Below are 23,141 nucleotides of genomic sequence, written 5' to 3'. Positions count from 1 at the left end.
CCACTGATGCATGGCTGGCAGGCATGAAAAAAGCACCCCGAGGGGTGCTTTTGTTTTCCTGCGTCAAATGTTCAACGCTTCATGCTTTCTGGCAGGTGCGGTTGGATGGCAGTCAGTACTGCCTTGAAGCACTTGATGTTGCCGGCGACGATGTGGCCTTTGTCGAGGAAGTCATGGCCGCCATTGAAGTCGCTCACCAGGCCGCCCGCTTCCTGAATCAGGAGCACGCCTGCGGCCATGTCCCATTCGGAAAGGCCCGACTCCCAGAATGCATCGAAACGGCCTGCGGCAACATAGGCCAGGTCCAGGCTCGCTGAGCCAGCGCGGCGGATGCCGGCGGTCTGGCCGATCAGGCTACGGAACATGCCCAGGTAGTTGTCCAGGTCGGCCATCTGATTGTCCCGGAACGGGAAGCCGGTGCCCAGCAGGGCGCCGTCCAGGCTGGTACGCGAGCTGACGCGCAGGCGGCGACCATTGAGCTGGGCGCCACGGCCACGGCTGGCGGTGAATTCTTCCTGGCGAACCGGGTCGACGATCACGGCGTGTTCGAGGCGGCCACGGTACTTGCAGGCGATGCTGACGGCGAAGTGCGGGATGCCGCGCAGGAAGTTGGTGGTGCCGTCCAGCGGGTCGATGACCCACAGGTAGTCCTTGCCTTCTTCGCCGGAGCCGGCGTGCAGGCCGGTTTCCTCGCCCAGGATGGAGTGGTTCGGGTAGGCCTTGCGCAGAGCATTGACGATGCTCTGTTCGGCGGCACGATCGACTTCGGAAACGTAGTCCTTGGCCTCTTTCTCATCGACCTTGATGCTATCCAGGCGTTCGATGGAGCGGAAGATCAGTTCACTGGCGCTGCGAGCGGCGCGCAGGGCGATATTCAGCATAGGCTGCATGGGCGGGTCACCTGGAGATGTTAAAGAAGAAAGCCGAACATTCTATCAGAAAAATAGGGCGGCAGAAGTGCGCATTCGCGTGCGTGGCGTTACGCCTGTCGGTTCTGTAAGATTCCAGGCCCTGATTTCCGCCACTGTGAGCACGAGACCTTGCTGCAGAATATTCGTGTCGTGCTGGTCAATACCAGCCACCCCGGCAATATCGGCGGCGCTGCGCGCGCCATGAAGAACATGGGCTTGTCGCGTCTGGTGCTGGTGCAGCCCAGGCAGTTTCCTGCCGAAGAGGCCAGTGCTCGCGCCTCCGGCGCGGACGATGTGCTCAATGACGCCGTCGTTGTCGACAGCCTGGAGCAGGCGCTGGTCGGCTGCAACCTGGTGATGGGCACCAGCGCACGCGAGCGCAGCATCCCATGGCCGCTCATCGGCCCTCGTGAGTGCGGCGACAAGGCAGTGCAGCACGCCGCCGGGGGCGAGCAGATCGCCCTGGTGTTCGGGCGCGAGCATGCCGGGCTGACCAACGAAGAGCTACAGCGATGTCACTTCCATGTGCATATTCCGTCCAACCCGGAATTCAGTTCGCTGAACCTGGCCGCCGCCGTTCAGGTGCTTGCCTATGAAGTGCGCATGGCCAGCCTTGCGACCGACCGCTCGCCGGCCCAGGTCGAGAAGCCCGACGCCGATGCCTTGGCGACCATGGATGAGATGGAGCTGTTCTACGACCACCTGGAGAAAACCCTGGTTGGCATTGGTTTCCTTGACCCCGACAAGCCCAAGCACCTGATGCCGCGTCTTCGCCGGCTATACGGTCGGGTGGCAGTGGAGCGCACGGAAATGAGCATTTTGCGCGGCATTCTTACCGAGACCCAGAAGGTGGTCCGGGGTGAGCCGCATAAACGGAAGGACTGACAGATGCTGGAACGTCTGCGTGAAGATATTCAAAGTGTATTCCACCGTGACCCGGCGGCGCGCAACGCTTTCGAGGTGCTGACCTGCTACCCCGGCATGCATGCCATCTGGCTGCACCGGTTGGGCAATGCCCTGTGGCGGCGGGATTTCAAGTGGCTGGCACGCTTGGTGTCCAACTTCGGTCGCTGGTTGACCGGTATCGAGATTCACCCGGGCGCCACCATCGGTCGGCGGTTCTTCATCGACCACGGCATGGGCATCGTTATTGGCGAAACCGCCGAGATTGGTGACGACGTCACGCTCTACCAAGGCGTAACGCTGGGCGGCACCAGCTGGAATAAAGGCAAGCGCCACCCAACGCTCGAAGATGGCGTGGTGGTCGGGGCAGGGGCGAAGGTGCTCGGGCCATTCACCGTGGGTGCTGGGGCCAAGATCGGTTCCAACGCGGTCGTGACCAAGGCCGTGCCCGCCGGTGCGACGGCTGTCGGCATCCCCGGGCGCATCATCGTCAAGGACGAGCAGGGCGATGTCGAGGCACGGCGCAAGGCCATGGCCGAGAAGATCGGTTTCGATGCCTATGGGGTCAGTGGCGATATGCCTGACCCGGTCGCCCGCGCCATTGGCCAGATGCTCGATCATCTGCAGGCCGTCGATGAGCGCCTGGAGGGTATGTGCGGGGCGCTCACGCGAATGGGCAGCGATTACTGTGCCAAGGAGCTTCCTGCGCTGCCAGAAGATGACTTCACCGAACAGGCGCAGTTGGCCAAGCGCGACATCCAGCCGCATTGATCCCGCCGCGCCAGGCGCGGTGTCTGGCACAGGGGCGTGTGTTATCGCCCCCGTGTCTGCTACAATCGCGGCCGCCTCCCCTCATGCAAACCCGACTAAGGCACTAGGTCTAATAGTTGACTTAAATGCTCGGGAATCGCATACTTGCACACATCCCGTAACTCCCGTGGTACCCAATAGCCATGCGACTGACTACCAAAGGCCGATACGCCGTGACTGCCATGCTCGACCTGGCGTTGCACGCGCAGCATGGGCCGGTGTCTTTGGCCGACATCTCCGAGCGCCAGGGCATATCCCTTTCCTATCTGGAACAGCTGTTCGCCAAGCTGCGCCGCAGCAGCCTGGTTTCCAGTGTTCGCGGCCCCGGTGGCGGCTATCAGCTGTCGCGCGGCATGGAAACCATCCAGGTCGCCCAGGTCATCGACGCGGTCAACGAATCGGTCGATGCCACCCGCTGCCAAGGGCTCGGGGACTGCCATGCCGGTGATACCTGCCTGACCCACCACCTGTGGTGCGACCTCAGTCAGCAGATCCACGAGTTCCTCAGTGGCATCAGTCTGGCCGACCTCGTCATGCGCCGCGAGGTGCAGGAAGTCGCCCAGCGCCAGGACCTGCGTCGCGTCGCCGGTCTGTCTGCCCCGCTGGACAAGATTGAGACGTCCGCCGTCGATTGATCCTTCGGGACGACGAGCGACGCCACCGCCTGATAGGAGAGAAAAATGAAGTTGCCGATCTACCTCGATTACTCCGCGACCACCCCGGTCGATCCACGCGTAGCCCAGAAGATGGCCGAGTGCCTGACGGCCGACGGTAACTTCGGTAACCCGGCTTCGCGTTCCCATGTGTTTGGCTGGAAGGCCGAGGAAGCGGTCGAGAACGGTCGCCGTCAGGTCGCTGAGCTGATCAATGCCGATCCGCGCGAAATCGTCTGGACCAGCGGTGCCACCGAGTCCGACAACCTGGCCCTGAAGGGTGTTGCGCACTTCTATCAGACCAAGGGCAAGCACATCATCACCTCCAAGATCGAGCACAAGGCGGTACTCGATACCGCTCGCCAGCTCGAGCGTGAGGGGTTCGAGGTCACCTACCTGGAGCCGGGCGAAGATGGCATCGTCACCCCGGCCATGGTCGAGGCGGTCCTGCGTGACGACACCATCCTGGTGTCGCTGATGCACGTGAACAACGAAGTCGGCTCGATCAACGACATCGCCGCCATCGGTGAACTGACCCGTTCGCGCGGCGTGCTGTTCCATGTCGATGCCGCTCAGTCTGCCGGCAAGGTCGAAATCGACCTGCAGAAGCTCAAGGTCGACCTGATGTCGTTCTCCGCGCACAAGGTCTACGGCCCCAAGGGGATTGGCGCGCTCTATGTCAGCCGCAAGCCGCGGGTACGCCTTGAGGCAGCCATGCACGGCGGTGGTCATGAGCGCGGTATGCGTTCGGGTACGCTGCCAACTCACCAGATTGTCGGCATGGGCGAGGCATTCGCCATTGCCAAGCAGGACATGGCGGCTGAAAACGCACGCATCAAGGCCTTGAGCGACCGCTTCTTCAAGCAGGTCTCCAGCCTCGAAGAGCTGTACGTCAACGGCAGCCTGACTGCTCGCGTGCCGCACAACCTGAACCTGAGCTTCAACTATGTCGAGGGCGAATCGCTGCTGATGTCGCTTAAGGACATCGCCGTCTCGTCCGGCTCGGCGTGCACCTCCGCCTCGCTCGAGCCGTCCTACGTGCTGCGTGCACTGGGCCGTAACGACGAGCTGGCACACAGCTCCATCCGCTTCTCCTTCGGCCGCTTCACTACCGAAGAAGAAGTTGACTACGCCGCGCAGAAAGTCTGCGAGGCCGTGAACAAGCTGCGTGAACTGTCCCCACTCTGGGACATGTACAAAGACGGCGTCGACATCTCCAAGATCGAGTGGGCCGCCCACTAAGCAGTCGCCGGCAAGAGCGGCTCCCTGATGAGGAAGGAATTGCACCATGGCATACAGTGAAAAGGTCATCGACCACTACGAAAACCCGCGCAACGTCGGCAAGATGAATGCCGAGGACCCGGATGTCGGCACCGGCATGGTCGGCGCACCGGCGTGTGGCGACGTGATGCGCCTGCAGATCAAGGTCAACGAGCAGGGCGTGATCGAAGACGCCAAATTCAAGACCTACGGCTGCGGTTCGGCCATCGCTTCCAGCTCCCTGGCCACCGAGTGGATGAAGGGCAAGACTCTGGACGAAGCCGAGACCATCAAGAACACGCAGCTGGCTGAAGAACTGGCGTTGCCGCCGGTCAAGATCCACTGCTCGGTACTCGCCGAAGATGCCATCAAGGCTGCTGTTCGCGATTACAAGCAGAAGAAAGGCTTGATCTAACGTCGCCCGTTGCAAGGTAAGGAGTTCTCATGGCTATCAGCATGACAGAAGCCGCCGCCAACCATGTGCGGCGTTCCCTGGAAGGGCGTGGCAAGGGTGAAGGCATTCGCCTTGGCGTACGCACCACCGGTTGCTCGGGCCTGGCCTACGTGCTGGAGTTCGTCGACGAGCTGGCGGGCGAGGACCAGGTGTTCGAGAACCATGGCGTCAAGGTGATCATCGATCCCAAGAGCCTGGTCTATCTCGACGGCACCGAGCTGGACTTCGTCAAGGAAGGGTTGAACGAAGGGTTCAAGTTCAACAACCCCAACGTGCGCGGTGAGTGTGGCTGCGGCGAAAGCTTCAACGTCTGAGGCCGATCGTGGGTACTCCTTGTCATTTTGCACTGTTCGACCTGCAGCCGAGTTTTCGACTGGACCTGGAGATGCTGGCCACTCGCTACCGCGAGCTGGCCCGCGAAGTCCATCCTGATCGGTTTGCCGACGCCTCCGAGCGCGAGCAACGCTCCGCGCTGGAGAAATCCGCTGCCCTCAACGACGCCTACCAGACGCTGCGCAGTGCGCCACGCCGTGCGCGCTACCTGTTGGCGATCGGTGGCCACGAAGTGCCGCAGGAGGTCACGGTCCATGATCCGGATTTCCTGTTGCAACAGATGCAGTGGCGTGAAGAGCTCGAAGACCTCCAGGACGAAGCCGACCTCGATGGCGTGGCCGTGTTCAAGAAGCGCCTGAAGGCTGCTCAGGACACGCTCAACGAGGATTTCGCCGCCTGCTGGGATGTTGCCGACGCGCGTGAACAGGCCGAACGCCTGATGCGCCGCATGCAATTCCTCGACAAGCTCGCCCAAGAAGTGCGCCAACTGGAAGAGCGCCTCGACGATTAACCCGGTGCTGCCCGTGATGGCACCTAAGGTATTCAGATAAGCATGGCCCTATTGCAGATTGCCGAACCCGGTCAAATGCCCCAGCCCCATGAGCGCCGCCTGGCGGTAGGGATTGACCTGGGCACCACCAATTCTCTGGTTGCTGCATTTCGCAGTGGCGTCAGCGAGCCCCTGCCCGATGCGCAAGGTAATGTGATTCTGCCTTCGGCGGTGCGTTACCTCGAAGCTGGCGGCAGCGACGTCGGGCAAGCAGCGCGTGACGCCGCCTCCAGCGATCCACTGAACACCGTGCTGTCGGTCAAGCGCCTGATGGGTCGCGGCCTGGCCGACGTCAAGCAGTTGGGCGAGCAGTTGCCCTACCGCTTCGTCGGTGGCGAATCGCACATGCCCTTCATCGACACGGTACAGGGCCCCAAGAGCCCGGTGCAGGTGTCGGCAGACATCCTCAAGGTGCTGCGCGAGCGCGCCGAAGCGACGTTGGGAGGTGAACTGGTAGGTGCGGTGATCACCGTTCCAGCCTATTTCGACGACGCCCAGCGCCAAGCCACCAAAGATGCGGCACGCCTGGCTGGCCTGAACGTACTGCGTCTGCTCAACGAGCCCACTGCTGCCGCCGTGGCCTATGGCCTTGACCAGAACGCCGAGGGCGTGGTCGCCATCTACGACCTGGGTGGTGGTACTTTCGATATCTCCATCCTGCGCCTGACGGCGGGGGTGTTCGAGGTGCTGGCCACCGGCGGCGATACCGCACTGGGTGGCGATGACTTCGACCACGCCATTGCAGGCTGGATCATCGAGCAGGCGGGCCTGTCCTCCGACCTTGATCCGGCTACCCAGCGTGCGCTGCTGCAGACCGCTTGCGCCGCCAAGGAAGCGTTGACCGATGCCGAGGTGGTGAGCGTCACCCATGGCGCCTGGCAGGGTGAGCTCACCCGTGCCGGTTTCGATGCGATGATCGAGCCGCTGGTGGCGCGCAGCCTTAAGGCCTGCCGCCGTGCCGTGCGTGACAGCGGTGTCGAGCTCGAGGACGTGAGCGCCGTGGTCATGGTTGGTGGCTCCACGCGCGTGCCTCGTGTTCGCGATGCCGTCGGTGGCCTGTTCGGTCGTAGCCCGCTGACCTCCATCGACCCCGATCAGGTCGTGGCCATCGGTGCCGCGATCCAGGCCGATACCCTGGCCGGCAATCGTCGCGAAGGCGGCGAGCTGTTGCTACTCGATGTGATTCCACTGTCGCTGGGCCTTGAGACCATGGGCGGGCTCATGGAGAAAGTGATCCCGCGCAACACCACCATCCCGGTGGCGCGCGCTCAGGAATTCACCACCTACAAAGACGGCCAGTCGGCCATGATGATCCATGTGCTGCAGGGCGAGCGCGAACTGATCAGCGATTGCCGGTCACTGGCGCGCTTTGAACTGCGCGGCATCCCGGCCATGGTGGCAGGGGCGGCGAAAATTCGCGTCACCTTCCAGGTCGATGCCGACGGCCTGCTCAGCGTCGCTGCCCGCGAACTGGCATCGGGCGTGGAAGCCAGCATTCAGGTCAAGCCGTCCTACGGCCTGACCGATGGCGAAATCGCGCGCATGCTCAAGGACTCTTTCGAGCATGCCGGTATCGACAAGCAGGCCCGCCAGTTGCGTGAGCACCAGGTGGACGCCGAGCGGCTGCTCGAAGCGGTGCAGGGCGCCCTGGACGCCGATGGTCAGCGCTTGCTCAGCGAAGAAGAGCGCCATGCCATTGAATTCCAGATGCAAGAACTACGTGATTTGCTGGCGGGCACCGATGGCGCTGCCATCGAGCAACAGACCAAGCGTCTGTCGCAGGTGACCGACGCATTTGCCGCCCGACGCCTTGATTCGACGGTCAAAGCCGCACTGGCCGGGCGCAACCTGAATGAGATCGAGGAGTAACCGATGCCGCTGGTGACATTCCTGCCGCATGAGAAGTTCTGCCCGGACGGGCTGACCGTGGACGTGCCTGCCGGCACAAACATCCTGGAGCTGGCCCACGACCATCACATCGAGATGGAGAGCGCCTGCGGCGGTGTGAAGGCTTGCACTACGTGCCACTGCATCGTGCGCAAGGGCTTCGATTCCCTCGAAGAAGCCGACGAGCTTGAAGAAGACATGCTGGACAAGGCGTGGGGCCTGGAAGCGCAGTCGCGCCTGGGTTGCCAGGTGGTGGTAGCCGATCAGGACCTCACCATCGAGATCCCCAAGTATTCGCTCAACCACGCTGCCGAAGCGCCGCACTGAGGTCCTGGACATGAGTCTGAAATGGATTGATGTACTTGATATCGCCATCGAGCTTGCAGAAAGCAAGCCGGACGTCGATCCTCGGTATGTGAATTTCGTCGATTTGCACCGCTGGGTGGTGGCATTGCCTGGCTTCAGCGACGATCCTTCGCGCGCCGGCGAGAAGGTACTCGAGGCCATCCAGGCCGCCTGGATCGACGAAGCCGACTGAACACGTACCGCAGGTTAGGCAATCCCCTGGAACCCGCGTATAATTCGCGGGTTTAATTTTTCGTAACACTCATATTCTGGAGTTTTCCATGGCTGTTCAACGTACTTTCTCCATCATCAAGCCTGACGCCGTTGCCAAGAACGTCATCGGCAAGATCACCACTCGCTTCGAAGAAGCCGGCCTGAAAATCGTTGCCTCGAAAATCAAGCAACTGTCCAAGGCCGAGGCCGAAGGCTTCTACGCCGAGCACCGTGAGCGCGGCTTCTTCGGTGACCTGGTTGCCTTCATGACTTCCGGTCCGGTTGTCGTTCAGGTCCTGGAAGGCGAGAACGCCATTGCCAAGAACCGTGAGCTGATGGGCGCTACCAACCCTAAAGAAGCAGCTGCCGGCACCATCCGCGCCGACTTCGCCGAGTCCATCGACGCCAACGCCGTTCACGGTTCGGACTCCGAAGCTGCTGCCGCTCGCGAAATCGCTTACTTCTTCGCTGCTACCGAGGTAACCACTCGCTAAGCGCAAGCTTACGGGTGAGGGTGAATCCATGACGACATCGACTGACAAAATCAACCTGCTGGGTTTGACCCTGCAGGAAATGGAACAATTCTTCGATTCCATCGGAGAGAAGCGCTTCCGCGCCGGTCAGGTGATGAAATGGATTCACCACTTTGGCGTCGATGATTTCGCCGCCATGACGAACGTCGGCAAGGTCTTGCGTGAAAAGCTCGAGGCCGTTGCCGAAATTCGCCCGCCGGAAGTGGTCAGCGAAGACATTTCCGCAGACGGCACCCGCAAGTGGGTGATCCGCGTTGCCTCTGGCAGCTGCGTCGAAACCGTCTACATTCCCACCGACGATCGCGGCACCCTGTGCGTGTCGTCGCAAGCCGGTTGTGCCCTGGACTGCAGCTTCTGCTCCACCGGTAAACAAGGCTTCAACAGCAACCTCACCGCCGCCGAAGTGATCGGCCAGGTGTGGCTTGCGAACAAATCCTTCGGGACCGTGCCTGCCAAGATCGACCGCGCCATCACCAACGTGGTCATGATGGGCATGGGCGAACCCCTGCTCAATTTCGACAATGTCATCGCCGCCATGAAGATCATGATGGAAGATCTGGGCTATGGCATCTCCAAGCGTCGCGTCACCCTGTCCACCTCGGGTGTCGTGCCGATGATCGACGAGCTGGCCAAGCACATCGATGTGTCCCTGGCCTTGTCGTTGCATGCGCCCAATGACGAGCTGCGCAACAAGCTGGTACCGATCAACAAGAAGTATCCGCTCAAGATGCTGCTCGACTCGTGCATGGGTTACATGGCGACCCTGGGTGGCAAGCGTGTGCTCACCATCGAGTACACCCTGCTCAAGGACGTCAACGACCAGCCCGAGCATGCGGCGCAGATGATCGAACTGCTGCGCGACGTGCCGTGCAAGATCAACCTGATTCCATTCAACCCGTTCCCGCACTCCGGCTACGAGCGCCCCAGCAACAACGCCATTCGTCGTTTCCAGGACCTGCTGCACCACGGCGGCTACAACGTGACGACGCGCACCACCCGCGGTGATGACATCGATGCAGCCTGCGGTCAGCTGGTGGGGCAGGTCAATGACCGCACCCGGCGCAGCGAACGTTACATCGCCGTCCGGCAGCTGTCGGCAGACGCCGAGCGGTCGGACAGCCCGGCCGCCCACTGACCGGAGCTGGCCTATGAACCTGCGCGCTGCGCTGCCGATCCTTGCGCTTTCGCTGCTCGCCGGCTGCATGTCGGGTGGAGGGAGCGATGCGCAGGTGGCTGAACAGCGCAGGGTCGAGGCCGGGCGCGCTTATGTGCAACTGGGGCTGGGCTACCTGCAACAGGGGATGCTAGGCCAGGCCAAGGCGCCCTTGGCAAAGGCATTGGCGCTGGATGGCAACGATGCCGACGCGCATGCAGCCTTGGCATTGGTCTATCAGGCCGAAGACGAGCCTTTGTTGGCGGAGCGTCATTTCAAGCAAGCGCTCGCGGCGGGTGCCGGCACCACGCGAATTCGCAACAATTACGGCAGTTTCCTTTATGCTCAAGGGCGGTTTGCCGAAGCGCAGCAGATGTTTCGCCTTGCCAGCGCCGATACCCTGTATCCTGAGCGTTCACGGGTTTATGAAAACCTTGGCCTGACAGCCTTGAGGCTCGGCCAGCGCGATCAGGCCCACGCCTATTTGCAAAAAGCATTGCAGCTTAACCAGCGACAACCACAAGCGTTGCTGGAAATGGCTGAGTTGTCCTACGAAAACAGGCATTATGTGCCGGCCCGGGATTACTACGATCGTTTCAGCCGGTTGAGTGGCCACGATGCCCGGAGCCTGCTGCTGGGCAGCCGCCTTGCCAAGGTGTTCGACGAACAAGGCACGGTGGCCGAGTTGGGGCAGCAATTACAACGACTTTATCCCGGTACGCCGGAATATCAGCAATACCTGTCGGAGCAACGATGAACGCCGCGCATCCCGAAGTAGCTGTAGCGCCTGGCCAGAACCCTGGTGAGCTGTTGCGCCTGGCCCGTGAGAAACGGGGCTGGTCCCAAGCCGAGGTGGCCCGCAAGCTCAATCTTACTGTCAGCTCGCTCAACCATGTGGAAACCGGCGCCTTCGACAAGCTGCCCGGGCATACCTTCGCCCGAGGCTACATTCGCGCCTATGCCAAGTTGATGGAGCTGGACCAGGCCGCCTTGGTCGAAGCCTTCGATCGCTACACCGGCACTCACGCCAAAGGCAGCGACGTCCATTCGCTGGGGCGTATCGAAGAGCCTTCACGGTTGTCCCACAATATCCTGCGCGGGGTCAGCCTGTTGTTGCTGCTGGCTGTGGTGGGTGGCGGTTTCGTCTGGTGGCAGGACCAGGGCAGCATGCGCGGCAAGGACCTGTCTAGCGTTGCCCTTGAGCATGTTGAGGTCGAAAGCGCCGACGGCACCACCCAGATTCACCCGCTTGACGAACCCGAAGACCAAGCCGTCTCTGCCGCCCAGCAACCTGAAAGCGCCCCCCTGCCGCTGGCCCAGAGCACCGACGAGCAGCAGGCTGCAAGTACCAGTCAGGCACCGGCGGCCGACACGCCAGCCGCTGGGTCGGCTCCGGTAACTGGCACCGCAACGCCTCAGCCGGCTCCGGTGCCGGCCACTGCTACCCCTGTTGTCAGCGCGCCGACGGCAGCCACACCTGCGACAAGCGCAGACGCAGCCGAGCCCGCAGCTGCGCCAGCGGGCAGCGGCAAGGTCGCGATTGAGTTCGTCGCCGATTGCTGGACTCAGGTTTCCGATGGCAACGGCAAGGTGCTGTTCAGCGGCATCAAGCGCAAGGGGGACAACCTCGAGCTGACTGGCAAGGCGCCCTTTGCGCTCCGCCTGGGCTTTGCCCGTGGCGCCAAGGTCAGCTACAACGGCCAGTCCGTCGACGTTGCCCCGTTCACCAGTGGCGAAACCGCTCGCCTGAAGTTGGGACAGTAATTCATGCACGGCCAATCCCCGATCAAACGTCGCGAATCCCGCAAGATATGGGTCGGCAATGTGCCGGTGGGTGGTGATGCGCCCATTGCAGTGCAGAGCATGACCAATACCGATACCAATGATGTCGCCGCCACGGTGGGGCAGATCCAGCGTCTGGTCGATGCCGGTGTGGACATCGTTCGCGTCTCGGTACCTGACATGGACGCAGCCGAAGCCTTCGGCCGCATCAAGCAGCAGGTCAGTGTGCCGCTGGTCGCCGACATTCACTTCGACTACAAGATCGCTTTGCGCGTGGCCGAGCTGGGTGTGGACTGCCTGCGCATCAACCCCGGCAACATCGGTCGTGAAGACCGGGTCAGGGCCGTCGTGGACGCCGCCCGCGACCGCGGTATCCCGATCCGTATCGGGGTCAACGCAGGCTCACTGGAAAAGGACCTGCAGAAAAAGTACGGCGAGCCTACGCCTGCTGCCCTGGTCGAATCGGCGCTGCGTCATGTGGAGCACCTTGATCGCCTCGACTTCCAGGATTTCAAGGTGAGCGTCAAGGCGTCGGACGTGTTCATGGCCGTCGAAGCCTATCGCCTGTTGGCGCGGCAAATCGTGCAACCCCTGCACCTGGGGATCACCGAAGCCGGTGGCCTGCGTTCGGGTACGGTGAAATCTGCCGTTGGCCTAGGTATGCTGCTGGCCGAAGGCATTGGCGATACCATCCGCATTTCGCTGGCGGCAGACCCGGTGGAGGAGGTCAAGGTAGGCTATGACATCCTCAAGTCCCTGCATTTGCGTTCACGAGGCATCAACTTCATCGCCTGCCCGAGCTGCTCGCGGCAGAATTTCGATGTGGTAAAAACCATGAACGAGCTCGAAGGGCGCCTCGAGGACCTGCTGGTTCCGTTGGACGTGGCCGTCATCGGCTGTGTGGTCAATGGCCCGGGGGAGGCCAAGGAAGCGCATGTCGGCCTCACCGGTGGTACGCCCAACCTGGTCTACATCGACGGTAAACCTGCGCAGAAACTGACCAACGACAACCTGGTCGATGATCTCGAAAGGCTCATCCGACAGAAAGCGGCCGAGAAGGTCGAAGCCGACGCGGCACTGATCGTCCGTGGCTGATACACAGAATTCGTAAGGATCATTCGTGAGCAAATCGCTGCAAGCCATCCGTGGCATGAACGACATCCTGCCTGAGCAGTCGCCGTTGTGGCGCTATTTCGAAGGTACCGTTGCCGGCCTGCTGGACACCTACGGGTACAGCCAGATCCGCACGCCCATCGTGGAATTCACCGAGCTGTTCAAGCGCTCGATCGGTGAAGTGACCGATATTGTCGAAAAGGAGATGTACACCTTCGAGGACCGCAACGGCGACTCGCTCACGTTGCGTCCGGAAGGGACGGCGGCCTGCGTCCGCGCGGTGCTGGAGCATGGCATCACCGGTAATGGCCAGGTGCAGAAGCTGTGGTACATCGGGCAAATGTTCCGCCACGAGCGCCCCCAGAAGGGCCGCTACCGGCAGTTCCACCAGATCGGTGTGGAGGTGTTCAACCTCGATGGCCCGGACATCGATGCCGAGTTGATCATGCTGACCTGGCGCCTGTGGGGCTTGCTGGGTATTCAGGATGCGGTCAAGCTCGAACTCAACAGCCTTGGCACCAGCCAAGCGCGCGCCCGCTACCGCGACGCGTTGGTAGAGTTCCTGTCCGCGCGCCTGGAGCAACTGGACGAAGACAGCCAGCGCCGCCTCAAGAGCAATCCGCTGCGCATCCTCGACAGCAAGGACACCAATACCCAGGCGGTGCTGGTCGATGCGCCGAAGCTCGAAGATTACCTGGACGAAGAATCCCGTGCGCACTTCGTAGGCCTGAAGGCCCGCCTGGACGCTGCCGGCATTCCATTCGTGCTCAACACCAAGCTGGTGCGGGGGCTGGATTACTACAGCAAGACCGTCTTCGAATGGGTCACTGACAAGCTTGGCGCCCAGGGCACCGTATGTGCCGGCGGCCGCTACGATGGGCTGGTGGAGCAAATGGGCGGCAAGCCTACCCCTGGCGTTGGCTTTGCCATGGGTATCGAGCGTCTGATTCTGCTGCTCGAAACCCTGGGCAAGGTACCGGACTCCATCAGCCGTCAGGTCGATGTCTACCTCTGCGCGTTTGGCGAGCAGGCCGAGTTGGCGGGCCTGCGACTGTCCGAAGCGGTGCGTGACCGTCTGCCCGGCCTGCGTCTGGCCGTGAATGCGGGCGGGGGCAGTTTCAAGAGCCAGTTCAAGAAAGCCGACAAGAGCGGCGCGCTGTTCGCCTTGATTCTTGGCGATGACGAGTTGGCCAAACAGGAAGTCGGCTTCAAACCCCTGCGTGGTCAGGGCGAACAACAGAACATTGCCTGGGATGCCCTTGCAGGGCACCTGGAAACCGCGATCGCACACGCGTAACGCGGTTCAACGAGCGAATAGGCGAAAAGGAGTATTGGGGTGTCGAGTACCGATGATGATGACCTGGCAGGGGTCAAGGACTGGTGGAACCGTAACGGCAAGCCGCTGCTGACCGGCGCGCTGCTCGCCGGCGTGGTGGTGCTGGGGTGGAACACCTGGCACAAGTACCAGAACAACCAGTCGCAAGGTGCCTCGCAGCTGTATCAGGCGCTGTTGGAAACCAGCCTCACGCCTACGGGTCAGCCGGACGCCACCCGGGTTGCGGAACTGGCCGGCAAGCTCAAGAGCGAGTTCGGCGGCACGACCTATGCCCAGTACGGCAGCCTGTTCGTGGCCAAGGTAGCGGTCGAGAGCGGCAAGCTCGACGATGCCGCTGGCGAGCTCAAGGCTATTGTGGACAAGCCAGCAGACGCCACCCTTGGCGAGATCGCACGCCAGCGTCTGGCCCGTGTGCTGGCTGCCCAGAACAAGGCCGAGGATGCCCTCAAGTTGCTGGATGGGGATGCCGAGAAAGCCTTCCTCGCCAGTCGCGAGGAGTTGAAAGGGGACCTGCTGGTACAGCTGGGCCGCACTGCTGACGCGCACGGTGCCTACGAAAAGGCCAAGGCTGCGTTGTCCGACGAGGCGGCAGTGGGTGGCTTGCAGTTGAAGCTCGATGATCTGGCCAGAGGGGACGCGTAAGTGATCGGTTGGAAACAAGCAGCAGTGCTGACCTTGGCGGTATTGGCCGCAGGGTGCAGCAGCAACAGCAAGAAGGAACTGCCTCCTGCCGAGCTGACCAAGTTCACCGAGGAAGTGGTGCTCAAGAAGCAGTGGAGCCGCTCCATCGGTGATGGCCAGGGTGAAACCTACAATACCCTCGTGCCGGCCATCGAGAATGACCGGATCTATGCCTCCGACGTCACTGGGGATGTCTATGCCCTGGACCGCATCACGGGCAACGTGGTGTGGAACAAGGACCTTGACCTGCCGGTTTCCGGTGCGGTTGGCGTAGGCTATGGCCTGGTGATGCTCGGCACCCTCAAGGGTGAAGTGATCGCCCTGGATTCGAGCACCGGTGAGGAGCGCTGGCGCGCCCGCGTGACCAGCGAAGTGCTGGCGCCTCCGGCCAACAACGGTGATGTAGTGGTGGTGCAGACCCAGGACGATCGCCTGATCGGGCTGGATGCCGCCACTGGTGACCGTCGCTGGATCTATGAAAGCACCCCGGCGGTACTGACCCTTCGCGGCACCGGCGCGCCCGTCGTGACCAACCGCCTGGCAGTCGCGGGCCTTTCCACCGGCAAGGTCGTGGCAGTCGACATCAGCAATGGCGTACCTGTATGGGAAAGCCGTGTGGCGATCCCGCAGGGCCGTTCGGAGCTTGAGCGTGTCGTCGACATCGACGGCGGCCTGCTGCTTTCTGGTGGTACCCTGTACGTCAGCACGTACCAGGGGCGCGTTGCGGGCCTGGACTTGGAAAGCGGCCGCGTGCTCTGGCAGCGTGATGCCTCCAGCTACGTAGGGGTCGCCCAAGGCTTTGGCAACGTCTACGTGAGCGAAGCCTCGGGTACCGTGGAAAGCGTCGATGAGCGATCCTCTAGCGCCTTGTGGTCCAACGATGCCATGGCCCGTCGCCAGCTGACCGCCCCCGAGGTGTACAGCAGCTACGTGGCAGTAGGCGACTTCGAAGGCTACCTGCACCTGCTCAGCCAGGTCGACGGTCGCTTCGTTGGCCGTGAGCGTGTCGACAGCAGTGGCCTGCGCGCACGGCCACTGGTGGTTGGGGATACCATCTATGTCTTCGGCAACAGCGGCAAGCTCGAGGCACTGACTATCCGCTGAAGCTATGCTTGAAGCCGTGCGGCTTCAGGCTGCGGCGTAGGACACGCCGCCCGAACTCCGGCCGCTGCCTTGCAGCGGCCTTTGTATTTTCAAGAATTCAAGAGTGGAGAGCCGAATGGTTCCCGTAATCGCCCTGGTGGGCCGCCCGAACGTCGGCAAATCCACCATGTTCAACCGCCTGACCAAGACCCGCGATGCCATCGTGGGTGACCTGTCGGGCCTGACCCGTGATCGCCAGTACGGCGATGCCAGCTGGCAGGGTCGCTCCTTCATCCTCATCGACACCGGTGGCATCACCGGTGATGAAGTGGGCATGGACGAAAAAATGGCCGAGCAGTCGCTCATGGCCATCGAAGAAGCCGACTATGTGCTGTTCCTGGTCGATGCCCGTGCAGGCATGACGGCGGCAGACCAAATGATTGCCGAGCACCTGCGCAAGCGCAACAAGGCGGCGATCCTGGTCGCCAACAAGATCGACAATATCGACGCTGACGTTGCCCGCGCCGAGTTCTCGCCGATGGGCATGGGCAATGCCATTCCGGTAGCAGGCTCCCAGGGTCGAGGTATCAATGCGTTGATGGAGGCCGTACTCGGCCACTTGCCGCGCGATGCCGAAGAAGAAGCCTTGGACCAGGATGTCGCCGAAGGCGAAGAGGCCGTGCGCATCCCTGGCCCAAGCGAAAAGGATGGCATCAAGATCGCCATCATTGGTCGCCCCAACGTCGGCAAGTCGACCCTGGTCAACCGCATGCTCGGTGAAGAGCGCGTGGTGGTTTACGACGAGCCGGGTACCACCCGCGACAGTATCTACATCCCGTTCGAGCGTGATGGTGACAAGTACACCTTCATCGACACCGCCGGTGTGCGCAAGCGCGGCAAGATCCACGAGGAAGTCGAAAAGTTCTCGGTGGTCAAGACGCTGCAGGCGATCAAGGACGCCAACGTGGTGATCTTCGTCATGGATGCTCGCGAAGGTGTGGTCGATCATGACCTGAACCTGCTGGGCTTTGCCCTGGAAGCTGGCCGCGCCATCGTCATCGCCCTGAACAAGTGGGATGGCATGGAGCCGGGTGAGCGTGCCTATGTGAAGACCGAACTGGAGCGCCGGCTGTTCTTCGTTGACTTCGCCGATATCCACTTCATTTCGGCCCTGCACGGCACCGGCGTGGGCAACCTGTACAAGTCGGTGCAGGCCGCATTCACCTCGGCTGTGACCCGCTGGCCGACCAGCCGTCTGACGCAGATCCTCGAAGACGCCGTCAGCGAGCACCAGCCGCCGCTGGTCAACGGCCGTCGCATCAAACTGCGTTATGCGCACCTGGGTGGGGCCAACCCGCCGCTGATCGTGATCCATGGCAACCAAACCGACAGCATTCCCAAGTCGTACTCGCGTTACCTGGAAAACACCTACCGTCGCGTGCTCAAGCTGGTCGGCACGCCGATTCGCATCGAGTACAAGGGCGGTGAGAACCCGTACGAGGGCAAGAAGAACACCCTCACAGACCGCCAGGTCAACAAGAAGCGTCGCTTGATGTCGCACCACAAGAAGGCTGAGAAGAAACGTCGCGATAAGCGATAGGCGCCTGCTGGGCGCGTCACGCTGCCCGTTCCATGCTTCGCCCCCCGTGCCGCGCGTCTCCAGCGCCGCACCCTGTTTCCTGTTTCCTCACGAGTACGGCCATGCCGCCAAGCTCGGGAGGAAACATTGATCTATGCCGCCTTCCACTTTGCACCGGTAGTTTGTGTGCGGGTAGTGCACGAGGCGCTGAGTCTGTGCTCCTCATTGGTGGCTCATTGGCTATTCACGTACCTGTGAATGCTGTGCTGGATCAATCAAAGGGAACATCATGAACGATATCTTTTTACAAAAAGCCAAGGGTAAGCTCTATCTGCTCAAGGATGGCGAACGTCACGCAATTATCGTCAATCATTTGAATGAACTGCAGGTAGCCGGAACGCTTGATACGCCCGAGTGCTTCGACATCGGAATGCTCGCTCACCCATCGCTCGAGGGGGGTATGGCGTTTGAATTTCGAACGTCAGCAGGCAAGCAGGTTACTGGACGTGGTGGGCGTGTCCTTCATGCATCGGACACAGAGCTGGGCACGCCCGGTCCTGCCCTGCAAATTATCCACCTGGCCGGGAACATTGACGGCGAGCCCAATGTGAATCAGGTTCAATTGCAAACCCTCGATGCCCGCCATGTCTCGGCCCACGATCGCGTGTTAGTCGGCTACAAAAAAGTCCCAGTTGGCTGGACCTGGTTCAGCATCAAGCCTAATGATACGAAAAACATACCTGTCTGGGAGAGCCAGCCAAGCGACAGGTTGCGTTTCCATACTACGGATGTGGCGCCCGCAGCGACTTTCATACTGGAGTTCGTCACCCAGGCATAGGGTGGAGCTAGCCCCGACAGTGATCGTCGGGAAAGCTTGTGACGTGCGACTCACGCTCTGACCGGCTTCTTACCGACGAAACGATCCGCTATGCTCGTGCTTTCTTCCCGTGCCGGCTGCACCAGGAGCGAGGGCGCCATGATCCCCAGCAAATTGCCGAACGTCGGCACGACCATCTTTACCACCATGTCAGAGCTCGCCGCCCAGACCGGGGCGCTGAACCTTTCGCAGGGCTTCCCGGATTTCAACGGGCCCCAGGCCCTGCTCGAGTCGGTGGGCCGACATGTCATGGCGGGTCACAATCAATACGCGCCAATGTCGGGCCTTGCAGCCTTACGCCAGCAGGTGGCCTTGAAGGTCAAGCGCCTCTATGGTGCGACGGTAGACCCCGACCATGAAGTGACGATTACGCCCGGCGCGACGGAGGCGATCTTCTGCGCTATCCAGGCTGTTGTGCGGCCAGGGGACGAGGTCATCATCTTCGACCCCTGTTACGACAGCTACGCGCCCTCGGTGGCACTGGCCGGGGGCCGTTGCGTGCATCTGCAGCTGGACCCCAGCGACTTTGCCATCGATTGGCAGCAGTTCGCGGACGCACTTACGCCACGCACACGTCTGGTCGTGCTCAACTCGCCCCATAACCCAAGCGGTGCCTTGCTGTCCCGGAAGGATCTGGACCAGCTGGCGCAGCTGATCGCCAATCGAGACATCTACGTACTGAGCGATGAAGTCTACGAGCACCTGGTCTATGACGACGTGCAGCATGCTTGCGTACTGGCTCACGAGCAGCTCTACAGACGTGCGTTCGTGGTCAGTTCCTTTGGCAAGACATATCACGTCACCGGCTGGAAGACGGGCTATGTCATCGCACCGCCGGCCCTCACCACCGAACTGCGCAAGGTGCATCAATACGTCAACTTTTGTGGCGTGACTCCTTTGCAGTACGCCCTGGCTGACTTCATGGCCGAGCATCCCGAACATGTCGATGCGTTACCGGCTTTCTATCAAGCCAAGCGCGACCTGTGCTGCGGCTTGTTGCAAGATTCGCGATTCAGGTTCACCCCCACGGCCGGCACTTATTTTCAGCTGGTTGATTATTCGCATATTCGTCCGGACCTCGATGACGTGCAGATGGCGACGTGGTTGACCCGCGAGCATGGTGTGGCCACCATCCCGATCTCGGTGTTCTATCAGCAAGCTGTTCCCGGTCAACGGCTGCTGCGCCTGTGCTTTGCCAAACGAGAGGAGACGCTGCGTCAGGCAGCGGAGAAACTATGCGCGATCTAAGTACGCTGCCAGACCTCAGGCTGGCTCTGGTGCAGACCACCCTGGCCTGGCACGACCGGGAAGCCAACTTCGCCCATTTCGACGTGCTGCTTGAGCAGGTGGGGGAGGTGGACCTGGTGATCTTGCCGGAAATGTTCACCACCGGGTTTTCCATGCAGTCCGAAAGCCTCGCCGAGCCGGAGAATGGCCCCACGTACAAGTGGCTCAAGGCTCAGGCGAAGAGGTGCAACGCCGTGGTCACGGGAAGCGTGATCATTCAGGCGGCCGATGGCAGCCACCGTAACCGCCTGCTCTGGGCAAGGCCTGATGGCGAGATCCTGCACTACGACAAGCGTCACCTGTTCCGCATGGCCGGTGAGCACGAGCACTACACGCCAGGCGAGCGGCAGGTGCAGTTCGAGCTCAAGGGCTGGCGCATTCGCCCGCTCATTTGCTACGACCTGCGCTTCCCGGTCTGGAGCCGGGATGCCACCGACACCGACCTGCTGTTGTACACAGCCAACTGGCCGGCGGCGCGGCGTCTGCACTGGAACCGCCTATTGCCGGCGCGAGGGATCGAAAACCTGTGCTATGTGGCGGCGGTGAACCGGGTGGGCATTGACGGCAAGAGCTTCGCGTACAGCGGTGACAGCCAGGTGCTGGATTTTCAGGGCGAGAGCTTGCTCAGTGCTGGAGAGGCCGATGGCGTGTTCACCGTGGTATTGAGTGCCTCGGAACTGGCCGCTTACAGAGCCAAGTTCCCGGCCAACCTGGATGCCGATACCTTCGAGTTGCACTGATCGCAGCGCCGGCGTCCTGGAGGATTACTGCCAGGACGCCGGCTTTGCTCGTTGCCGATCAGTACACATCCCGCCGGTATCGCCCCTCTTCGATCAGACGTTGCACGGCAGCATCTCCAAGCAGGCCTGCAAGTGCCGCATCGACGCCAGCGGCCATGCCCTGCAGGCTACCGCAGACGTACACGCAGGCACCTTCATCCATCCAGCGTTCGAACAGCGCGGCCTGTTGCAACAACACATCCTGCACGTAGATTTTTTCGGCCTGGTCGCGAGAGAACGCCAGGTCCAGCCGTGCCAGATCCCCAGCGGCGAGCAACCCTTGCAGCTCGTTGCCACACAGAAAATCATGGGCGCGATTGCGTTCGCCGTACAGTAGCCAGTTACGCCGCTCGCCCGCAGCGACGCGGGCCCTTAGCAGACTGCGCAGGCCCGCCAGGCCAGTACCGTTGCCGATCAGGATCATCGGTACATTGCCCTGGGGCATATGGAAGCCACTGTTGCGCTTTAGCCTCAGGCTCAGTGTGCCATCGAGCGGCAGGTATTCGGTCAGCCAACCAGAGCCTACGCCCAAGTCGCCACTTGGGTGTCGCTCCTGGCGCACGATCAGCTCCAGCACCCCGTCACTGGCAATCGAGGCGATGGAATAGTCGCGGCTGCCGAGCGGCACCAGTGCGTCCACCACCGCCTGGGCATGCAGCCCGACCAGATGCCCACCGACGGCAGGTAACTGACGGCCTGCCAGTGCCTGAGCGAGCGTTTCTCCCACCCCCTCGACCTGCACTCGCGTGTCGGCGTCCAGGCCCAGGCCTTTGACGAAGGCATCGACCCTCGACCGACCATTGAGCGGCATAATCTCCACCAGGTCGCCGGCTTCCCACACAGCAGGCTCCTGCGCCTGCAGGCCGAGCAGATACACCGGCTGGCCCTGGCTGCCAGGGTTGAGCAATTCACGGCGGGTCAGCGACCAGTTGCCGAAACGGGGGGCTTGCCAAGCGGATACCGGCGCGGTGCCGGTCAGAAGCGCCAGCGCCTGATGCCACTGCTGAAGGGCTGCCTGATCGGCGTTGTCGACCTCCACGGGGTCAAATGCACAGCGAGCACCACGCTCGGTCAACCACGTCTGAAGCCGACGGGCGAACCCGCAGAACTGTGGGTATTGACGATCACCCAGCGCCAGCAGGGCATAGCTGAGGGTCTGCAAGGGCAAAGGCTGACCCAGCACGTTGCGCTCAAAGCCTCGCGCGTTGTCAGGGGCTTCTGCATCCCCGAAGGTACTGACGACGAACAACGCACGGCGTGCCGCACGCAGATCTTCTTCACACAACGTACCCAACGCCTTGACCTGCACTGGCAAGCCTGCCGCCTGTAGTTGCCCGGCGCTTTGCCAGGCCAGCTGCTCGGCCATACCACTCTGGCTGGCGTAGCCGATCAGCCAGCTCTCGCTGTTGACTTCATCGGGGGTCACGTGGCGGCGGGCAGCCCTAACCTGACGTTTCTTGCGCCGTCGATCCAGGTAGAGCAGCCAGCCTGTGACGAAGAAGACCGGCATGGCCAGGCTGGCCAAGGTCAGGACGATGCGCCCAACCAGGCCAAAGTATTCCCCGACATGCAGTGCGTACACGCTCTGGAGCAATTGGGCCTTGAATGATTTATCACTGTAGCGTTCGTGAAGGCTGACCTTGCCACTGGCAGGGTCCAGGACCAAGGTGTCGAAGGCCCTGGGATGGTCGGCGTTATCCAGCAGATAGAACAGATTGGCAGGTTGACCGCCGACTGGGGGCAGGCGCAGGTTGTAACTGGCAAGGCGTGGACCTGCGGCGTTGCGCAGGCTGGCCCAGATGGCGTCGTAGTCGACGTTCAGCGCCGGTGCCTTTGGGTCGATAGACGCAGCTCCGGAGCGCCGGTCTTTTTTCAGTTGCGGCTGCGGCTGCCCGGCGACCGGCGGATCGGCCAGTAGCCGGTTCAGACCCTCCCGGTACCATTCGTAGGACCAGAACAGGCCCGTCAGGGCGAACAACAGGTAGAAGAGCAGGCACCAGGTGCCTGCTACGGCGTGCAGGTCCCAGTTGAACGCACGGCCTTTTTTGGCCCAATCCAGCGTCAGCCAGGTTCGCCAGTTTGTGGCATGGCGCGGCCACCGCAGGTACAGGCCCGACAGGCAGAAGAACACCAGCAGCAGCGTCGAGGCACCGGTGATCTGCCTGCCCGTGTCGCCCATGGCCAGAAAGCGGTGAAGCGTAAGCATGAGGGTGAAGAAGCCTTGCCCCGACACCTCGCCCAGCAGCTGGCCCGTATACGGGTCTGCGTAGCGCAACGGACCGCGCCGCTCGCCCGGTGCAGGGGTGAAAAAGATCCTCGCGGCTTCGCCTTCACGAACGTCGACCCACAGCATGGCGACCTTGTCGTGTTGCTGGGATTCGACACGTTGCACCAACTCAGCAGGCGGCAGCACGCCGTCAGGCCGTACCTCTACGCGCAGCACATCGGCATTGAGCGCGCTCAGCAGTTCGTCCTGAAACGAATAGAGCGCCCCAGTGATACCCATTACTGCAAGTACCAGCCCGGCCGTGATGCCGAATAACCAATGCAGCTGGAACAGCGTCTTCTTCAGCACCTTCGTTCACCTTGTATCGCCGCCGCACCCTGCGTAGCGCTGGC

At 61.8% G+C, this 23,141-nt stretch carries 24 protein-coding genes; 22 read left to right on the top strand and 2 right to left on the bottom strand.

Translation table 11 applies throughout. The features are described from left to right. Positions 1–71: 71 nt before the first annotated feature. Positions 72–890 carry an inositol-phosphate phosphatase gene (suhB, locus tag B2J77_RS16990; protein ID WP_058604358.1) on the bottom strand — a complete coding sequence of 273 codons (819 nt, stop codon included), beginning with the start codon at positions 888–890 and terminating at the stop codon, positions 72–74. 150 nt (positions 891–1,040) lie between these two features. Here suhB and trmJ point away from each other — a divergent pair, with 150 nt between their 5' ends. The 22 genes from trmJ (at position 1,041) to B2J77_RS16880 (ending at position 20,483) form a co-directional block, all read left to right on the top strand. Beyond that, positions 1,041–1,796, top strand: coding sequence for a tRNA (cytosine(32)/uridine(32)-2'-O)-methyltransferase TrmJ (gene trmJ / locus B2J77_RS16985; RefSeq protein WP_058637452.1), 756 nt, complete (start codon positions 1,041–1,043; stop codon positions 1,794–1,796). Positions 1,797–1,799: 3 nt separating this feature from the next. Further along, positions 1,800–2,585, top strand: a complete 786-nt coding sequence (cysE, locus tag B2J77_RS16980; RefSeq protein ID WP_023533458.1) for a serine O-acetyltransferase — start codon at positions 1,800–1,802, stop codon at positions 2,583–2,585. A 182-nt stretch (positions 2,586–2,767) separates the two neighbouring features. Then, a complete protein-coding gene (gene iscR / locus B2J77_RS16975; protein ID WP_023533322.1) occupies positions 2,768–3,259 on the top strand; it encodes a Fe-S cluster assembly transcriptional regulator IscR in 492 nt (163 codons plus the stop codon). Between the two features lie 45 nt (positions 3,260–3,304). After that, positions 3,305–4,519, top strand: coding sequence for an IscS subfamily cysteine desulfurase (locus B2J77_RS16970; RefSeq protein ID WP_058637453.1), 1,215 nt, complete (start codon positions 3,305–3,307; stop codon positions 4,517–4,519). Between the two features lie 46 nt (positions 4,520–4,565). Next, complete coding sequence (gene iscU, locus B2J77_RS16965; protein WP_003248539.1) at positions 4,566–4,952, top strand: Fe-S cluster assembly scaffold IscU; 387 nt, start codon at positions 4,566–4,568, stop codon at positions 4,950–4,952. A gap of 29 nt (positions 4,953–4,981) precedes the next feature. Next, complete coding sequence (gene iscA, locus B2J77_RS16960) at positions 4,982–5,305, top strand: iron-sulfur cluster assembly protein IscA (protein WP_023533425.1); 324 nt, start codon at positions 4,982–4,984, stop codon at positions 5,303–5,305. Between the two features lie 8 nt (positions 5,306–5,313). Further along, positions 5,314–5,835: a co-chaperone HscB gene (gene hscB / locus B2J77_RS16955; protein WP_027913687.1), complete on the top strand. Its 522-nt coding sequence runs from the start codon at positions 5,314–5,316 to the stop codon at positions 5,833–5,835. A gap of 42 nt (positions 5,836–5,877) precedes the next feature. Then, positions 5,878–7,743, top strand: a complete 1,866-nt coding sequence (gene hscA / locus B2J77_RS16950; RefSeq protein ID WP_078479080.1) for a Fe-S protein assembly chaperone HscA — start codon at positions 5,878–5,880, stop codon at positions 7,741–7,743. Between the two features lie 3 nt (positions 7,744–7,746). Further along, positions 7,747–8,088 carry an ISC system 2Fe-2S type ferredoxin gene (fdx, locus tag B2J77_RS16945; protein WP_078479079.1) on the top strand — a complete coding sequence of 114 codons (342 nt, stop codon included), beginning with the start codon at positions 7,747–7,749 and terminating at the stop codon, positions 8,086–8,088. A 10-nt stretch (positions 8,089–8,098) separates the two neighbouring features. Next, the gene (gene iscX, locus B2J77_RS16940; protein ID WP_023533289.1) at positions 8,099–8,299 is read left to right on the top strand and encodes a Fe-S cluster assembly protein IscX; all 201 of its coding nucleotides are present in this window, start codon (positions 8,099–8,101) and stop codon (positions 8,297–8,299) included. An 88-nt stretch (positions 8,300–8,387) separates the two neighbouring features. Then, on the top strand, positions 8,388–8,813 hold the full coding sequence (gene ndk, locus B2J77_RS16935; RefSeq protein WP_058637456.1) for a nucleoside-diphosphate kinase: 426 nt from the start codon (positions 8,388–8,390) through the stop codon (positions 8,811–8,813). A 28-nt stretch (positions 8,814–8,841) separates the two neighbouring features. Further along, positions 8,842–9,987, top strand: coding sequence for a 23S rRNA (adenine(2503)-C(2))-methyltransferase RlmN (rlmN, locus tag B2J77_RS16930; RefSeq protein ID WP_078479078.1), 1,146 nt, complete (start codon positions 8,842–8,844; stop codon positions 9,985–9,987). A 13-nt stretch (positions 9,988–10,000) separates the two neighbouring features. Continuing rightward, a complete protein-coding gene (pilW, locus tag B2J77_RS16925) occupies positions 10,001–10,762 on the top strand; it encodes a type IV pilus biogenesis/stability protein PilW (protein ID WP_058637458.1) in 762 nt (253 codons plus the stop codon). Further along, a complete protein-coding gene (locus tag B2J77_RS16920) occupies positions 10,759–11,769 on the top strand; it encodes a RodZ domain-containing protein (protein ID WP_078479077.1) in 1,011 nt (336 codons plus the stop codon). Before pilW ends, B2J77_RS16920 begins: the two co-directional genes overlap by 4 nt. A gap of 3 nt (positions 11,770–11,772) precedes the next feature. Continuing rightward, the gene (gene ispG, locus B2J77_RS16915; protein WP_058637460.1) at positions 11,773–12,882 is read left to right on the top strand and encodes a flavodoxin-dependent (E)-4-hydroxy-3-methylbut-2-enyl-diphosphate synthase; all 1,110 of its coding nucleotides are present in this window, start codon (positions 11,773–11,775) and stop codon (positions 12,880–12,882) included. Positions 12,883–12,907: 25 nt separating this feature from the next. Then, the gene (gene hisS / locus B2J77_RS16910; RefSeq protein ID WP_058637461.1) at positions 12,908–14,197 is read left to right on the top strand and encodes a histidine--tRNA ligase; all 1,290 of its coding nucleotides are present in this window, start codon (positions 12,908–12,910) and stop codon (positions 14,195–14,197) included. A gap of 39 nt (positions 14,198–14,236) precedes the next feature. Then, positions 14,237–14,878 (top strand): tetratricopeptide repeat protein, encoded by a 642-nt coding sequence (locus B2J77_RS16905; RefSeq protein WP_078479076.1) that lies wholly within the window; start codon positions 14,237–14,239, stop codon positions 14,876–14,878. Continuing rightward, positions 14,879–16,021, top strand: a complete 1,143-nt coding sequence (gene bamB, locus B2J77_RS16900; protein ID WP_058637463.1) for an outer membrane protein assembly factor BamB — start codon at positions 14,879–14,881, stop codon at positions 16,019–16,021. Positions 16,022–16,136: 115 nt separating this feature from the next. Further along, positions 16,137–17,600: a ribosome biogenesis GTPase Der gene (der, locus tag B2J77_RS16895; protein WP_023533412.1), complete on the top strand. Its 1,464-nt coding sequence runs from the start codon at positions 16,137–16,139 to the stop codon at positions 17,598–17,600. Between the two features lie 268 nt (positions 17,601–17,868). Beyond that, entirely contained in the window at positions 17,869–18,417 is a 549-nt protein-coding gene (locus tag B2J77_RS16890; RefSeq protein WP_058637464.1) for a hypothetical protein, read from the top strand. 138 nt (positions 18,418–18,555) lie between these two features. Next, a complete protein-coding gene (locus B2J77_RS16885; protein ID WP_058637465.1) occupies positions 18,556–19,704 on the top strand; it encodes a pyridoxal phosphate-dependent aminotransferase in 1,149 nt (382 codons plus the stop codon). Beyond that, complete coding sequence (locus tag B2J77_RS16880) at positions 19,692–20,483, top strand: amidohydrolase (RefSeq protein ID WP_078479075.1); 792 nt, start codon at positions 19,692–19,694, stop codon at positions 20,481–20,483. Before B2J77_RS16885 ends, B2J77_RS16880 begins: the two co-directional genes overlap by 13 nt. A 58-nt stretch (positions 20,484–20,541) precedes the next feature. Here the strand turns inward: B2J77_RS16880 and B2J77_RS16875 are convergent, their stop codons facing one another. Beyond that, positions 20,542–23,097: a PepSY domain-containing protein gene (locus B2J77_RS16875; protein WP_078479074.1), complete on the bottom strand. Its 2,556-nt coding sequence runs from the start codon at positions 23,095–23,097 to the stop codon at positions 20,542–20,544. Between the last annotated feature and the right edge of the window lie 44 nt (positions 23,098–23,141).

It is taken from the genome of Pseudomonas parafulva (assembly GCF_002021815.1).
In the GTDB taxonomy this organism is placed as follows: Bacteria; Pseudomonadota; Gammaproteobacteria; order Pseudomonadales; family Pseudomonadaceae; genus Aquipseudomonas; species Aquipseudomonas parafulva_B.
Note: the sequence above shows the minus strand (reverse complement) of the source record. Positions and strands in the feature narration are given on the sequence as shown.